At 67.6% G+C, this 16104-nt stretch carries 9 protein-coding genes and 1 pseudogene; 2 read left to right on the forward strand and 8 right to left on the reverse strand.

The window, feature by feature from the left end:
• Positions 1-155: 155 nt before the first annotated feature.
• The 5 genes from GTR00_RS00570 to GTR00_RS00590 all read right to left on the reverse strand — a co-directional run bounded on the left by GTR00_RS00570 (position 156) and on the right by GTR00_RS00590 (position 6237).
• Entirely contained in the window at positions 156-953 is a 798-nt protein-coding gene (locus GTR00_RS00570) for a hypothetical protein (protein WP_166609722.1), read from the reverse strand.
• A 119-nt stretch (positions 954-1072) separates the two neighbouring features.
• Positions 1073-2668, reverse strand: coding sequence for a hypothetical protein (locus GTR00_RS00575; protein ID WP_166609723.1), 1596 nt, complete (start codon positions 2666-2668; stop codon positions 1073-1075).
• On the reverse strand, positions 2665-3882 hold the full coding sequence (locus tag GTR00_RS00580; RefSeq protein ID WP_166609724.1) for a toprim domain-containing protein: 1218 nt from the start codon (positions 3880-3882) through the stop codon (positions 2665-2667). Before GTR00_RS00580 ends, GTR00_RS00575 begins: the two co-directional genes overlap by 4 nt.
• A gap of 542 nt (positions 3883-4424) precedes the next feature.
• Positions 4425-5270 (reverse strand): hypothetical protein, encoded by an 846-nt coding sequence (locus tag GTR00_RS00585; protein ID WP_166609725.1) that lies wholly within the window; start codon positions 5268-5270, stop codon positions 4425-4427.
• 475 nt (positions 5271-5745) lie between these two features.
• Positions 5746-6237, reverse strand: a complete 492-nt coding sequence (locus GTR00_RS00590; RefSeq protein ID WP_166609726.1) for a hypothetical protein — start codon at positions 6235-6237, stop codon at positions 5746-5748.
• Between the two features lie 1023 nt (positions 6238-7260).
• Here GTR00_RS00590 and GTR00_RS00595 point away from each other — a divergent pair.
• Positions 7261-9960 carry a DNRLRE domain-containing protein gene (locus GTR00_RS00595; RefSeq protein ID WP_205704756.1) on the forward strand — a complete coding sequence of 900 codons (2700 nt, stop codon included), beginning with the start codon at positions 7261-7263 and terminating at the stop codon, positions 9958-9960.
• Between the two features lie 885 nt (positions 9961-10845).
• Here the strand turns inward: GTR00_RS00595 and GTR00_RS00600 are convergent.
• Positions 10846-11238: a hypothetical protein gene (locus GTR00_RS00600; RefSeq protein ID WP_166609728.1), complete on the reverse strand. Its 393-nt coding sequence runs from the start codon at positions 11236-11238 to the stop codon at positions 10846-10848.
• Between the two features lie 742 nt (positions 11239-11980).
• The gene (locus GTR00_RS00605) at positions 11981-13774 is read right to left on the reverse strand and encodes a ParB/RepB/Spo0J family partition protein (protein ID WP_166609729.1); all 1794 of its coding nucleotides are present in this window, start codon (positions 13772-13774) and stop codon (positions 11981-11983) included.
• A 465-nt stretch (positions 13775-14239) separates the two neighbouring features.
• Here GTR00_RS00605 and GTR00_RS00610 point away from each other — a divergent pair, with 465 nt between their 5' ends.
• A complete protein-coding gene (locus GTR00_RS00610; RefSeq protein ID WP_166609730.1) occupies positions 14240-15688 on the forward strand; it encodes a hypothetical protein in 1449 nt (482 codons plus the stop codon).
• Between the two features lie 67 nt (positions 15689-15755).
• On the opposite strand, the pseudogene GTR00_RS00615 reads toward GTR00_RS00610, so the two are convergent.
• Positions 15756-16104, reverse strand: a pseudogene (locus GTR00_RS00615) (hypothetical protein); the annotation flags it as partial.

Raw genomic sequence — 16104 nt, forward strand, 5'->3', positions numbered from 1 at the left:
GCGACCTGGCGGCGAGGCAGGAGTGGGTCATCGCAGGCGTGCGCAGCCACGCCGCTGGCGCGGTCGGCCTTCTGGGTAAAGCTCTATGGACGTCATGGTGCTCACCGCTGGCTGTGGCCGCTATGAACGCTCGACACGACCCGGCCCACCGCCGGTCAGGAGCCAGACACGACCTCGGGCATCGCGTCCGTCACCGGACTGAAGCGGTAGTCGCCGGTGAAGCCGTCGATCCGCCAAGGGATGTCGGCGTTGCCGTCGGGCAGGAGGTTGTAGTGGATGGTCTTCGAGACGGGCAGGAAAGCAGGGGTGCCGTCGGGCTTCTGCAGCAGGATGGTGGCGCTGACGTCGAAGGTCATGTACAGGCGCGGCTCGCCGTCGGCCTGTGAGCGGTCCACCTCGGTGACCGCGGGGTTGAAGCTCTTGTTGAGGACGCTCGCGGTGTCCTTGGGGACGTTGAGGCCCTCTTCCGGGAAGCGCACGTTGTAGAAGGTCAGCGTGCTGACGGTTGCTATTGCGTCTTTGTCGCCGCCGAGCGCTTGGGCCACCGCGGTGTCCCAGGACTCAGCCAGAGTCGCCGTCATGTACTTCTTGACGAAGGAGAAGTCGGCCACCTGGCGGTTGGGCTCGTAGGGCAGCAGGCTGTTGACGAAGGTGGAGTCGTCCAGCGTCATGGTGACCATGTCGCAGTACGCCGTCATGACGTTGTCGGCGCCGAAGACGTCAGCGGCCTCCCCGGTGAAGGGGGTCGTCTGACCCGCGCAGTAGTCGACGTGCGCCATGGCTGACTCACCGACGGTGGTCGGCGCGCTGCCAGGACCTGCTTGTGCGCTTCCGACAGTTGGGCTGGTTGCGGAAGATTCGGTTGCCGCCACTGCCGGGGCAGTGGTGGAGGTGGCAGGGCCGCAGCCGGCCAGGATCGCGGTGGTGGTGGCGGCCAGGGTCAGCGCGCACACGCGGGCACCGAGACGAGAGAGCATGAGGACACGTCTAGCGGCTCGGAACCGTGCTCCCAAGCTCGCTGACGCAGCGTTAGCGCCAACGGTGAACAGGTTCCCTCTGACGGCTCAACCGGTCATCGGCGGGTGTCGTCGACCTGGGCAGCCTGGTCGATTTCGAGTGCCTGAGCGCCGAGCACGTCGCGCACCAGCTCGTGCGCGACCTCGTCGTGCCGGTTCTGGCCGGCGTCTGCCATTGGAGCCTCGTGCGAGGCAGCGGGCCCGAAGGCGGTGGCAGCAGCGGCGTTGGTGACGCCGGGGGTGCCTCGCAGCAGGGCCCGGACGGCGGCGGTGTGCGCGATGAGGTCCTGCGCGGTGGGGGCGCTCCGGCGCAGCACCGCAGACGTGACGGCGGAGCGCTGCAGATCCGGGGTGAGGACGTGCACGCGGGCGTGGATGGCGCCGGCGCTGCGCTCGTGCGCGGCGGCGATGTCCACGATGGGCGAGGGACCGGCCAGCTCACGCAGCAGCTGCGCGTCCTCGTCCGTCTTCCACTTGGCGCCGCTGCGCGCCGGCGGCTCGCCCAGCTCCTCGGGGTTGACCGGTGCGCCGGTGTCCATCTGCAGCTCGGGCAGCGCAGGCAGCGGGGCGTTGCGCAGCCGCTGCTGCACCACGGCCATCCGGTCGGCCTGCGCCTGCGTGGTGTCGGCGGGGATGCCCAACAGCCGCTCGGCGTGCAGCAACACCGAGCGGGCGCGGCGCTGGTGGATGCCGGCCAGCCGGGTCAGGCTCTGCTCCTGCTCCAGGCCGCGCAGCAGCAGCGCGTCCTCGATGGGCGTCCACGGCTTGCCGTGGCGCACCGGCTTGCCCACCGCCCTGCTCGACGCCGCGCCGCTGTCCGCGGCATCCCTGTTGCTGGTCGACGTGGCCAGCGTCTGGGTGCTCACGGCGGGCGCCGGCGCAGCCGGCGCTGGGGCCTCGACGTCGCCGGCACCAGAGCTGCTGCTCGGCTCACTGGTGGACGTGCGCTCAGCTCGGCGGGCGCGGCGGGCCTGCAGCGACTCCTGCCAGCTCCAGCCCTGAAGCTCCTCGGGCAGGGGTGAGGCGTCTGCATGCAGCTGCTCGTGCAGCTGCTCGCGCAGCCACTCCACGCGCTCGCGGCGGCCGGTGGGCACCTGCGGGTGCACCGGCACCATGCGCGAGGCGCGCGAGTAGATCGCGCCGGTGGTGCGCTGGTGGGCGGTGGCGATGTCCTCCACGAGCAGCCCGTCGAGCAGCTCGCGCACCAGCTGCTCGTCCTCGGCCGGGCTCCAGGCGGCCCCGCGGCTGCCCGGCCGGCTCACCTCCTGGTGCTGACCGCCGGGCTCACCGGGAGCTCCGGGTGCGCCGGTGGCGCCAGGGGTGGTGGGCATGGCGCTCATCGTGCCAGCGGCGCGGGAGCGGCCTCGCCGGGTGCGGGTGGGCGCCAGGGCGCTCTGCGCGCTGCGGCGTCGGGACGCTGCACCGCGCACGTGTGCCGGCACCGGGCCCAGGGGGCGGGCCTGCAGCTGCCCGCGGCCGCTGGCGCGCTGGCGACGACGACGCTCGACGTCGCGGCGGAAGCTGGCCATCGCCTCAGCGCTCGACCCAACGCTGGAGTCGGCGCTCGACCGGGTGCTGGGCTGGGTGGTGGGCTCGGTGGTGGTGGGGGTCATGTGCACGTCGATGACGTCCACGACGGCCGTGGCGTTCATGCGTTCCTCCGGGTGGGTGCGTCGAGGATCTCGGTGATGACGAAGTCGGCGTCCACGCCGGTGGCCAGGACCACGCGCAAGATGCCGGCGCCGATCAGCTCAGCGGGGGTGTCCCGCAGGTAGGCGACCGCGGCGCGCACGGCGGCGACCTGGCTCTCGACCTCGTGCATGCGGCTGGTGAAGGGAGCCACCGCGTCGTCGATGAGGGTCTCCTGCAGCGGGTGCTGCTCGGCGTTACTCAGCGCACCGGTGAGGGCATCGGGGTCGCCGGCCCAGGTGGCGGCCGGGTCCGCGCCCGGGGCCAGGCGCAGCTCGTCAGGCCAGACCCCTCGCTCGCGCAGCAGGGTCCAGGCCCGTGCGGCGGCCGCGCGGCCGGCGCGGTCGGCGTCGAAGGCGACGACCAGGCCCCGCTCGGCCAGTCCTCCCGAGGTGCCGGTCTCCACGAGCACCTGCTCCAGCGCCTGCAGGTGCGCCGCGGTCAGCGCGGTGCCGCAGGGGGCGATGCCGACGTGGCGGCCGCGGCCGGCGGCGGTGACCGCCAGGGCGTCGACGGAGCCCTCGACGAGCACGGGGACGGCTCCGTCGGCCAGGGCGGCGCGCACGCGCGGGCAGCCGAGGGCGAAGAGGACCTCGCTCTTGCACCACAGGGGTGTGTCGGGGGAGTTCAGGTACTTCGGGGTGGTGCGCCCGGCGGCCTTGCCCTTCGCCTCGTCGGCGGCGATGCGCTCGGCGAAGGCGCGGGCGGTGAAGGCGACGGGGCGCCCGGCGAGGTCGTGGATGGTGAAGGTGATGCGGTGGCGTAGCAAGTCGATGAGCGTGCCGCGGCGACTCCGCGTGACCAGCCCGGCGGCCAGCAGCGTCTCGTCGCTGTAGCCGAGGGTGCGCAGGTGCCGGTACAGCGCGTCCCAAGCGTCAGGGGCGTAGCCGACCTCGTCCGCCGGCGAGCTGGCTGCATCGACGTGCAGGCGCCGAGCGGCCAGGACCTGCCGCGCCGGGCGGCCGACGCGGGGATCGCTCAGCTGCCGGCTGTAGAAGGCGGCAGCGTCCGCGACGGCGGCCATCGCAGCCTCCCGCAGGTCCACCGCTTGCACGTCAGCGCCCGTCTCGTTGTCCACCTCGTTGCCCACCTGGTCGGTGAGCTCACCCCTCACCTCAGCGCTGGCGGTGGTGGTGGCAGTGACCGGCGTGCTGCGCTGAGGGGCGGGCGTGCTCATCGGTTCACGGTGGCTGGCGCGCAACGCGGCCAGGGCGCGGGCCGGCAGGTCCGAGCGGGGGTGCCGCCGGCCGACGGACAGTGTGGTGGCGGAGCGTGTGGCGGGGGAGGCGGCGCGCATGGGGATCGACTTCCTGGGGAGGTGGTGGGGTTTCGGTGGGCACTCCTGGCTTTCAGTGTCCGAAGGCGTCAGCAACGATTCCGGCTTCGCCTGGATGCAAGAGCGGGGACCATCTACCGGAACCAGCTGGCCGGGGAGGATTCGTCACTCTCGACGTCTGCTTGTTCATCTATTCTACGGGTATAGCCGCTGCGCTGCAACGGCTTGAGCTGTAGTGGAGCAGCGGTTACTGCGGTTCATCGGTGGTACTGAACACGCTCTACAGAGGGAAAGTGGCGCCGGCGGCTTGGCTCACTTTTCGTTCTGCGGCGGGATGAACTGCCCAGCTCTACCTGACGAGTTCTCAGTGGCTTTCCCTGGCGCACGGGGCTTGCCGGGTGGGGCCGAGCTGACGGCCCCACCCGGCTGCGACCGGTACCGACTCACCCGTGGTTCTGGTGCTCCAGGGCGTCCACGGCCTGCTGCGCGGCCTGGTGGGCGGCCGCGCCCTCGACGCCCGCCTCGCGTGCCGCCCGCATGGCGGTGTTCGACGTGTGCCACGTCTCGCGGTACCGGCGGCCAGCCTCGTGGGCTTGGGCGACCTCGGCGCTGCCGGAACGGGCCGAGGAGTCGAACCCCAAGGGGTTCAGGGTGTCGGCGTCCAGCTGCATCTGCACCGGCAGCGCGCACTGCGCAGCGATCAGCCGGGCGAGGTCGGCGATGGTGCGGGCACCGACGGCGTCCGCGTCGGTCCACCTATCTCGGCAGGTGTCCGGGGTGCTGGGGTCGTCGGCCAAGTCCGCGCCGATGGAGAACTCCGCCAGGCTGGCGTAGCTGTCCTGCGCTCCCCAGCCGTAGGTGCCGGGGCCGGCCACGGCCCAGTAGCGCGGGTCCTCGTCGCGGTCGAAGAACCGGCGACCGGCGTAGACGGTGGCCACGCCACCACCCGTCTGTGCGACGAGGGCGTGGAAGCCTTCCCGCTGAATGCACCGCACGAGCACGTCCAAGGAGAAGTTGGCCGCTCCCAGCGGCAGCTCGGGGTCGGTAACGAGCACCTCGTCGTCCTGCTCCGCCTCCTGTTCGGCCTCCTGGCGCTGGCGGTGCTCGACAGGCTCCACTTGCTCGCTGCGCCGCGCCCGCTGCACCAGTGCGGGCCGGGCCTGGTCGATGCGGAAGCCCTCGGGGCGGTGCTCCTTGACGCCGAGACGGAAGTCGGGGTCCAGTCGTTCCAGTTCCTCGAGCAGCTGCAGGGCCATCGTGTAGTCGTCGGCCAGGACGGCGGCCTCCACCAGCCGCGCCAGGCCTGCTGCCTGGGCCGCGCGGTGTTCGGCCAGCAGGACCGCCTCCTCCTCGCTGCGCGCGAGGACCCGGGGTTCTCGCGCAGGTAGATCCGCACGGCATCGGCCAGGTGGCGCCAGGAGACGTCGGGGAAGGTGGAGGCGAGCACGCCTTCGCCCAGGTAGCGGGCGACGCCTGCGATGCCTCGCCCGAACGGGGCGGCTTGCAGGTGGGGGGTGCCGTCCTGCACGAGCAGCTCGAAGCGCCGGCGGTCGACCCGATCGAGGCTGGTGAGGAAGCGGGCGCCGGGGCCGTCGGAGGTGACGGAGGTGACGGGGGACGGTGCGCTGGTGTTGGTGTGGCTGGTGGTCTGGGTGTCGGTCATGGTGCGTCCTCTCGGGGTAGGTGTGCTGGCACCGGTCGGTGCGAGCAGTTCAGGCGGGTGAGGTGGTCGGCGGCCCGGGTGAGCCGCCGACCACCGGTGCGTCAGCTGGACCGCTGGACGGGCTGCAGGGTCGAGGGGTCGACGATCCGCAGCCGGGTCACCGCGACGTTTCGCAGGTAGCGGCCACCGTCGCCGCCGAGCTTGATCAGGCGGGCCTTGCGCTCGCGCACGTCGAACACCACGAACCTGGTGCCGTCCGGGTAGCTGGTGGGACCGTCGATCGTCACGACGGCTCCCTTGTCGGGTTCAACCACGGTGTTGGCGGCGGCAGCGGCTCGCGCCGCGGCGGCGTCGCCGGTGTAGGGCTTCCACAGCTGGGCCGCACCGCGCAGCCCCTGCCCGCCGTCCAGCGGTGTGCCGGTGTAGTTGCGCTCGCCAGCGCGGCTGGGCCGCTTGGTGATCTCGTACACGCGGTTGGTGTCGTGCTTGCCGCCGACGTAGTCGGGGTGCAGGGTCACCAGGTCCCCGATGCTGTGGTCCTTGGCGAAGGTGGGCAGCTCGACGACTTCCACGTGCGCGCTGAGGTCGGTCACGGTGGAACCTTTCTGTGGTGAGGGTTGCTGGCACCGCCAGGTGCGAGCTGGTGAGCCGGGGCGAGGACGTGAGGCGCTCGTCGGCTGGCGCCGCCGACCGCTCACCGCCCCCTCCCGGCGATGTGAGATCAGGACCGCCGAGAGCCCGGAGGAGGCCAGTCGAGGAAGTCCCAGAGGGAAGACGATCTTGGAGTGGGCCGCGCGGTCAGCTGGCCGAGGAACGAGGCCGGCAGCGGCCCGCCCAAGATGGTCTGGACCGGCGGGGCCGAGCGCAGCGAGCTCGACTTGCCGCAACCGGGCGGGCGGTCAGGATCGAGCGCCGGGAGGGGCAGGAGCGAAGGAAACGCCGGCGCGAAGCGCCGACCTGGCGGCGACGCAGGAGCCGCAACTTTGAGCGTGCACGCTGCAGCACGAAAAGCTTACGGAACACTCATGTAGAAGCGGCGCTCATGCCTCACAGGACTGAACATGGCGTCGATGAAAAGTTCCTCTGACTGCCCGCTCCGCTATGACCACATGGCCTAGTTCCGATGGACTAGTGCCTAGATCGGAACGGGACCCCACGGACCATGATTGCTCACCCAAACGGGGGAACTTGCATGGCTACTGGCCAGAAGCGCAACGACAAGCATAGATAGTTCCGTGAGGTTGCTTATAGTGCAGATGCTTTCCACACGAACAGCGTGTGGATCGATGGGAGGTTTGATCATGACGCATAGGCGTCATCCGCTGCTTGTGGCGCAGCAGGCAGCAAGCTGGGCTGCACGAAGCAGAGCACTGCTGCGCGGAACTGCACCGAGAGTCCTCGTTGGTTTATCCGCGAGCACTCTAGTGACCGCATTGGTAGCTGCTCCGGCGCCAGCAGCCACTTTCGAGGACACACTGGTCCCTCAGTCGGAGCGCGCGACTTACGAGATGACTCCTGTGTCTAATGAGTTGGTCAAGGAAACACGCGAAGCCCAACAAGATCCGCCAAAGTGGCAACAGCCCGAAGCACAGGAGCCTGACGCCATCTCTAAAGCGATGGCCACCGCGATCCGTACGGGTAAGAACGTGGAGGTGGCAGAACTAACCACCACTACCTCCGTCACCACGGTCACGCCCGACGGACGCATCAGTACTGACACCGCCGCTGGCCCGATTCGAGTTCAGCCCAAGGGCGCGGACGGCAAGGCCGACGAGTGGGTGCCGGTAGACACCACACTGGTTCGCGACACCGACGGCATCCGACCCAAGGCCGTGGTGGGTGAGCGGCTCTTCTCCGCCGGCGGCACCGACGCCCGTGAGGCTCAGGTGATGGCCAGCCTTCGCGGTGAGGATGGACAGGGCTTGGATTTCACTTGGCCCGAGGCGCTGCCGAGCCCGACTTTGAGCGGGGACACCGCCACCTACGCCGACGTGCTGCCGGACACCGATCTAGTGCTTACGGCCACCCGATCCGGCTTCAGCCAGAAGTTCGTAGTGCGCTCGAAGCCGAAGAACGCCGCGGAGCTGTCGCAGCTGACGGAGGTGACCATCCCGGTCGAGGCCGTCGGCGCGGTAGTCAAGGAGGGCCGCGGCGGGCAGCTGGAGCTGCGTGATGAGGACGGCGAACTGCTGGCGCAGGCCGGTGCACCGCTGATGTGGGACGCGAAGGTCGATGCCCGCTCCGGGCAGCCGGCCAAGGTTAAGGAACTGGACGTACAAGTCCAGCAAATTGACCCGTTGATCAGCTCCAGCGATCCGAGCAGTACGAGCAACGTCACCCTTACTGGCGCGGCGAAGCTGCTGACCGACCCGGCCACCGTCTACCCGGTGACCATCGACCCCTCCCCGGCGCTGGCGGCCCTGGGTGACACCTTTGTGCAGAACAACATCAGCAGCACCCCGCAGGGCGGCTCGGCGGAGCTGAAGGTGGGCACCTACAACGGCGGTGCGCAGGTTAACCGCTCGCTGCTGAAGTTCGACGTGGCGCCGATCAAGAATAAGCCGGTAACCTCGGCCACTCTGAGTGTGTGGAATAAATACTCAGCGTCGTGCGCCGCCCGCAGCGTGGACCTGCACGAGGTCGCGGACTTCGACGCCAACACCGTCGTGTGGGGCAACCAGCCGGCCGGTCGAGGAATTAAGGCGACCGCCTCGGGTGCCTTCGGATACAGCTCGGCCTGTCCGGCGCGAGCGATTGCCTTCAACGTCACCGCTTTGGCGAAAGCCTACGCGACCAATACTGCTTCGGTGTTGGCTGTAGCTCTGACTGCTCCTGAAACCGACCCGCTGGCGTGGAAGATTTTCAACTCCGGAAACGCCACCAGCAATGTTCCGGTGATGACAGTGAGCTATGATGAATGCAGCTTGTATAATGGCTACCGCGTCTGCGGAATTATTCGCGACAAGTATCAGGCCATGGGCGGCCCAGTCTCCTACCTGGGCAATCCCACTACCGATGAGCTAGGCACTCCTGACGGCGTCGGACGTTACAACCACTTTAGCGGCGGCTCCATATACTGGACCTCTGGCACCGGAGCACACCCTATTCGCGGCGTAATTCGCGACAAATGGGCTTCCATGGGTTGGGAGAAATCGTTTTTGGGCTACCCCACGAGCGATGAGAACAACCTCAGCGGTGGAAACTCTAACCACTTCCAGGGTGGCTCGATCTTCTACTCCAACGCCACTGGAGCTCACTTCGTCAAGGGGATGATTCGCGACCGCTGGTCCCAGCTGGGCTGGCAGGCATCCTCACTGGGCTACCCGACCACGGATGAAGTTGCCACCCCAGCAGGCACTGGTGCTTACAACCACTTCCAAGGCGGGTCAATTTACTACTCCGCTCGCAGTGGAGCGAGGGCCGTGCAAGGCAAGATCCGCGACGCTTGGTCCGCTTTGGAGAGGGAAGCGGGATCCATGGGGTACCCCCTCAGCGATGAGTACACGTCAGGTTCTTTGCGTCGCTCAGACTTTGAGGGTGGCTACATTACCTTCGATCCAGCCACAGGTATCGCCAATCCGGTCACCAGCGATGACGTTGAGTTTGGAATCGTTTCCACCACTCTTAGCGTCAACTCTGGACTGACAGAAGAATCCATCATTATGAACTATGGAGGCGACCAGGAAAAAATCACTAAACTGGCTGCGGGCAGCACAATCAATGATGCATCGGAGATGAACTATCCGCTGGATGGAACCTCATTCACCGATGACAGCAGCGACCCTTACAACTCCGAGTTCGTGCTGCTCAACGGTTCGACACCAGACACCAATCCGGACGATCCTGAGCCAGCCGAGCAAACAGTCATCAATTTTAAGGCTGCCCCGCGCGACCCGTCGTACAAAGTGTGGGCCAGTTGGCGCGACGTGAATGGTAGGACTATTTACCTCCGGCAAGGGTACTACGACGCAGCCAGAGACAGAGGCTTCGGATTGACCAAAATCACTCAGAAGCACAATCTCACGACAGCCGCTGTCCGTGCAGGCACGCGGACCGTCAAGCCGCGGTACGTAAGCGGCGAGAAGTGGGAGTATGCCGTTCCGGTCTATGACGTGAGGTGCGGGCGAGGGCTTGGCGTATTCAGACGGTGCTATGTCAAGTCACAGGTCACCCTGTTGACCAGTGTGGATTTCCGTCGAGTCGATCCTACGCAGACTCGAGATAACAGCACTATGGGTGTCATCACCTCCCACTGCCCACCCGTCCAAGGTCGCTGCCCCGACTACGTCAAGAACGCGATCAACAAGGTGCAGTGACATTCGTACCGGGGGGTCGCTCGCAGGCGGCTCCCCGGTACAATCACTGCATGCGTGTTCATGCCTCTGCAGCAGCACTAAGTGAGTTGAACTTCACTCAAGCCGGTCACGAAGTAGAAGTTGTAGCCGCTTTAGCGCTTTCGTGTCGATGGCGGACCCTAATTAATGATAGAATTTCCAGATTTGACGAAATGGAGCCTGGAGTCTTTCAGGTGCAGGGCCCAGTGGTACTAGGCACAATGCTCTGGGCGGTGCCGTACTTTGCTGGTCACCTTATCATCGACGATACTCCCAGCACGAGCACGCTTCCATGGCCTCAGTCAGGACAGTGGTGGAGGGCGGAGGGGCAACTTTGGATTGCCGATTCTTATATGGCTGACGCCTATCACGAACAAGTGGGCAAAGTTGAGCGCACTTGGCAAGTTATCGATGTGGCGGGGCGCTCGAGTGACAATCTCATAGAGTCGTTAAATTCCATTCGCCGCACCGGCAATACGGCTTTACTGGAGGTGAATCTTGTCAATGCTGAAGTCGACTAGCAGCTCTCTGCGTTAGTGAGAGGTCAATATGCGCCGACCGCAAGTGAGCGCAATCAGATAGCGAACTAAGAAACTCGTAAAATTCATCCCGGTACAAGCGCTGGTAATCTTCCAAGAGGATGATCTTACAATCATCAAGCGTCTTGGCGGTGTTGCTTCCAATTGTTGACCAACTCGTTGTAAATGTGAGCGGGTCGGCGGGGGAGCGCGAGGGGGCGCAGCGAGGAACGAGCGCAGCCCGCCAGGACCGCCGGGCCAACGGGCATCGCCACCGCGCCAGCGGTGCCCGTCTCCCGGGCAGCCGGGCGTGCCGGCACGGGCATCGCCGCCCGTGCCGGCGGGGTGCTCAGTGGGCGCCGATGACGTAGCAGCGCAGGTCCGCGAACGTGACGGCGTCGGCGCCGGTGATGCTCGCGCCGGTGGCGACGTCGTGGAAGTCGCGGCGCCGATGCGGGTTGAACGTGACCACGGGCAGGCTGCGGTCCACGTCCGGCTCGATGCTCGCCAGCGTTCCGACGGCGTAGGCGCACACCTTGCGCACGCCATCGCGCTGGACCCGGTCCAGGCAGGCGGCTTGGGTGCGGAAGGTGACGTGGGTGAGGGTGATCGCTTCGACGTAGCCGAGCACCTTGCCGGTGCTGGGATCGGCTACTGCCAGAGCCTGCTTGTGCAGGTTGACGTGGACGCGGACACGCTGCCCGATGGTCAGCTCCGGCATGGTGAGCTGCGGGGTGGGCATCTGCGGCATGGTCGGCTCGCCTTCCTGGTGCGGCTGTCGGCTGGTGAGTGCCGGGCGGCGGGTTGCCGGGGTTCCGGGCGGGCTGTCAGGCGGGGGGAGCGTTGAAGGTGCTCACCCGCTCCTGCACGGGGGGGCGGTCGTGCCCCCACGCCTGGCACCGCCTGCACTGGTCGGTGCCGAACGGCTCATCCCAGCCGACGTTGATCCACTCGTGCTCGCACTGCGTGGTGATGAGGACTCCTCGGTCGTGGTGGTCAGGTGAGCCGGGCGCGGGACGGTGACGACGGGGCGGCTGGCGCCGCCGACCGCTCACCGCCCCCTCCCGGCGATGTGAGATCCGGGCCGCTCCAAGCCCGGCGCAGGCACCCGCAGGGCGCGGGCGTGCCCGCGAGTCGAGGTAGCCGCAGGCCGAGCGCAGCGAGCTCGACTTGCCGCAGCCGGGCGAGCGGCCACGATCGAGCGCCGGGAGGGGCAGGAGCGAACAGGACGCCGGCGCGAAGCGCCGTCCTGGCGGCGACGAAGGAGCCGCACCCGGTGCTGCGACCGGGTGGCACCGCAGCCCGCCAGGCTGCCGCCTCAGGAGCAGCACCAGAGGACTGCGCCGCCGCGAAGCGGCGCCCGCTCCCGCGACGCAGGAGCGGGCCGGCGGGGGAGCGCGAGGGGGCGCAGCGCCCCTCGCCGGCCCGGCTGGGCTGAGGAGCCGGTCCCCACCGCCCGTGGGCGGTGGGGACCGGCGTCGGGCTCAGTCCTGCTCGTCGTCCTGGGCCGTCTCGTCGTCCCCGGCCTCGTCCTGCTCGGCGTCCTGCTCGGCCTCGGTGGGGCTCAGGTCGTGGCCGCAGGCGCGCCGCTCCACGTCGGAGAGGACGTAGCCGCAGGAGGCGAGGAACTCCAGGTAGCGGCGGGTGTGCGGGTTCACGGTGCGCCAGGAGTGCTTGCCGGTGGCCGACTCGTGCGCGGCCAGCACCACGGCCAGGGCCAGGACGGTGCCGCGCCCGTCGGTGACGGTGCCCGCCTCGGCCAGGGCGGTGCGGGTGTCCTTCTTGCCCAGGTAGCTGACCGCCTTGTCGATCGCGGTGTAGGTGGACTCGCGCATCGAGCCGCTGAGCAGCACCTCGGCCAGGAACCGGCCCGTGCCCTTCGGCGCGCTCTTGCGCCCCAGGAAGGTCCACAGCCACGCCTGGCGCACCTTCTCCGCCGAGACCCACGCCTTGTTGGACTCGATCACATCGCGCCGCTCGGCCTTGCGCTTGGCCTGCTCGACGGGCGGCAGCTCCGCCATCTTCACCTTCGGCGCCCCACCACCGACGTAGTAGCCACCGGAGTAGCTGGGCTTGGCGTAGCCGTAGACGTGCGGCTTCATGCACCACTGCTCGGTGCGCAGGCAGTAGCCGAGTTCGGCGCGGCGGCCGTCCTCGTGCACGAGCCGGTCGGCACGGTTCTCGTGCTCGGCCTCGTCCTCGTCGTCCTCGTCGTACTCGTCCCCGTCGCCCTCAGCGTCCTCGCCTTCGTCGGCGGCCTGGTCCGCGACCTCGGCGGGCTCCGGGCGCACCACGGGCTTCCAGTGCTCGTCGGCCTCGCGCCACCCAGCGGGCACCCCGCCGCTCATGGCGGCGCCGCTGTTCAGTTCCTCCACGCCCTCGCCGGTGACCGGGTCGCCCCAGCCGCGCCGCTCCGTGATCCACAGGGCCAGGTCCGGGCAGGTCGCGCGGACCTCAGCCGGGATCGGCTCGCCGTTCAGGCGCAGCGAGTCGAACGGCTGCGCCACCTCGCCGTAGCCGGGGCGCTCGTCCAGCACGGTATGCCCGGCCTCGCGCAGCTTCTTGGCGTAGGCGGCGTGGCGGGCGCGCTCGGCGCGCTGGTCGCGCAGCCGCTGCGCCAGGTGCTCGAACTGGCTGGTGCCGACCTTGGCGAGCATGGCCTGCACGTCGGCGGGGGTGTCCTCGAACTCGACCAGGACGGCGGCCTCGGTGAAGGTCATCGGCACCTGCGCCAGCACCTGCGTGGCGGTGGCGGACTTGGCCACCTTGCGGGCGGCGGCGACCTGCTCGCGGTCGGTGGCGGTCTGCTTGGCGATCTGCGCCGCGCTCATGCCCAGGTCGAACAGGCGGGTGATCCCGGCCAGGCGTTCGCGCTCGGTCAGGGCGGTGCGGTGGTCGTTCTCGGCCATCTGGTCGATGATCTGGTCCGCCTCGTCGGTGGCGGCGACCACCAGCACCGGCACGGTGGGCCGCTTGACCTGGGTGGCGGCCAGGGTGCGCCGCTGGCCGTAGCGCACGACGTGGGTGCCGTCGGGGTGGCGCACCGCGACGATAGGCTGCAACACCCCACGCTCCTTGATGGAGGCCAGGAAGTCCGCGTCCACGCGGGTGTCCACGCGCACGTTGTCGCCGATGATGAGGTCGGCGGGGTTCAGCTGCACCAGCGTCGTGGCGGGCTGGGCGTCGCTGCTGACGGCGGTGCCGCTCGCGTGCGTGCTCGCCTCGCTGCTCGCCTCGCTGGTGGCCTCAGCAGTGGTGGGCTCGGTGGTGCTGGTCACGATGGGTCCTCTCGGTGTTGGGTGCTGGCACCGGGCGGTGCGAGCAGGTGAGCCGGAGGCAGACGGTGAGTGCGTCGTCGGCTGGCGCCGCCGACCGCTCACCGCCCCCTCCCGGCGAGGTGAGATCAGGACCGCCCGTGCCCGGCGGAAGGCACCCGCAGGGCGCGGCACAGCCGCGAGTCGAGGTTGCCCCGCAGACGCAACGATCTTGGGACGGTCGCGCAGTCGGCGGCCCGAGGAACGAGGGGCGCAGCGGCCGGCCGAAGATGGTTGCGGTGGCGGGGTCGAGCGCAGCGAGCTCGACTTGCCGTCGCCGGGTGGGCGGTCAGGATCGAGCGCCGGGAGGGGCAGGAGCGAGCAGGACGCCGGCGCGAAGCGCCGTCCTGGCGGCGACGCAGGAGCAGCACCGAAGGGTCGCGCCGCCGCGAAGCAGCGACCTGGCGGCAACCCACGTATAGCGTCCCAGTGACGCTCAGTGTTCGCTACGTTGACAAGATGACAGCAGAGCCGAACAGACGAACAAGAACGATCATGGTGTTCACGCCGACTCGGCGACCTGAACTCACTAACGTCAGGCGCACGAATTTATGGACGAGCTTGACGCGCTTGATGGAACAGGGCGGAGTTTTCATCTCCGTACTAGGCACTACAAAGCTGGGCAAGAGTACATTGATCAGAGATGCACTCACCACCGCCGCCGTTACCCCTTACATTCCCGGGCAGCAGCTCGACAAGGAGGGCGAATCGGCTTTATGGGCGAGGCTCGCCGCCGCATTGGAAATTCCAGCGTCCCAGCAGAAGGGCAAAGTAACTGGAAACAAGGCCCGTTGGGGTGTGCTTGCAAGGCTTGGGATTGGTTTTAGTGGCACCGGTGCAAGCGTCACTTCTAGCATTGGAGGTGAGGAGCACACCGACAATAGTACTTCTGTAACATATGACATCGACACTCCAACAGCCGTCACTGAGGCACTAAATCTTGCATCTCAGAAGGCCCGGGAGGACGGGGAAAACCCTCCCGTCATCGCCATTGACGACTTTCATTTCGTGACCGACCCAGGGAAGCGCCGAGAAATCATTCTCGCACTTCGCCCACTCGCCGACGCCGACGTCACCGTTCTATTGGCCACTCTTCCAGGGAGAGAAACCGATGCCGGTTTCACGGACACCAACATCGGTGGCCGCCATCAGCCCCTGACAGTTCCGACGTGGAACATAGAAGAGCTGACTAAAATTGCCACCATCGGCTTCGGAAAGCTCAAGGTCACTGCACCACCGGATGTTACACGAAGGCTGGCTAGAGAAAGTCACGGCAGCCCGCAAATCATGCAACAACTATGCCTGAACCTGTGTCGCGACGTTAACGGCGTAGAAGACGACGCGAGTGGTGTCGAAGTTTTGAAGGGGCCAGACGACTGGAATAGCTTCTTCCGGACCATCGAAGACACTCATTCGCTGAAGTGGCTGCAATTGCTGCGGGGCGGCCTGCGCGCGCGCAGGGAACGAAACTTCTACGAGGATGACAACGGAGTCCGGTACGACGGTTATCAGCTTATTCTTTTCGCCCTCCACAAGCTGGGATCTCCTGATGAAATTAAGTTCACGCAACTGAAGAGCAAAGTGGCCGAGATCGTGAAGATGCGCTCGTCAGCGCTTGGAAAATACGCACTTGAGCAGAAAGTGCGCAATATGGACATCCTGGCATCCCGCGATATGACAAACGCTCTCGAGCGCCTGGCGGATAGCGAAGCTGACACGGAGGACAGCCTATTCACCGACGAGGAAATCGGACTGGCGAATCTGGTGCCACAACCGGTTCTCGAGGCAGTGGATAGCGGCAACGACATGACAATTCGAATCCTTGACCCCCTGTTGGCGTACGCACTCAAGTGGCACCCAGAAGCCATTCACAGCTGATGAACGCGATGATCCTCCAGCGGCCTTGATCGCTTAATTTGCGTTCATTGACTCCCTCGGCGGCAGCTCAGGTGCCCGTGCTGTTGCGGGCGGAGAAGTACCGCTCGCCCGGGCCGGGCTCTAGCCCGGCGTCGCGGCAGCGGCGGGCGATGATCTGCCGGACGGCGTTGTGACCGAGCGGGGTGTCCGGTGGTGCGTCGAGTCGGCCTTGGGCGCCGAGGCGGCCGTGGCGGGTGATGGAGCGGAAGACGGGCCCGGCGAGCTCGGCGAGGAGCGCACGTAGCTGCCCACCGGCGCTAGGCGCCGTGGGCGCGGCGCCCGGGTAGTCGGGTGCCGCGCCGGCCGGGTCGGGGTGGGTGGCCAGGGCGGCGCGCAGCCGCCGCAACCACACCTCGAGCGCGAGGGTCGGGTCCAGG

It is taken from the genome of Kineococcus indalonis (assembly GCF_009906395.1).
Taxonomy (GTDB): Bacteria; Actinomycetota; Actinomycetes; order Actinomycetales; family Kineococcaceae; genus Kineococcus; species Kineococcus indalonis.

Coding starts and splice junctions, on each gene's coding strand:
- GTR00_RS00575 (WP_166609723.1), bottom strand. CDS start 2,668: ATGAACGCCACGGCCGTCGTGGACGTCATCGACGTGCACATGACCCCC.
- GTR00_RS00580 (WP_166609724.1), bottom strand. CDS start 3,882: ATGAGCACGCCCGCCCCTCAGCGCAGCACGCCGGTCACTGCCACCACC.
- GTR00_RS00595 (WP_205704756.1), top strand. CDS start 7,261: ATGGCCACCGCGATCCGTACGGGTAAGAACGTGGAGGTGGCAGAACTA.
- GTR00_RS00600 (WP_166609728.1), bottom strand. CDS start 11,238: ATGCCCACCCCGCAGCTCACCATGCCGGAGCTGACCATCGGGCAGCGT.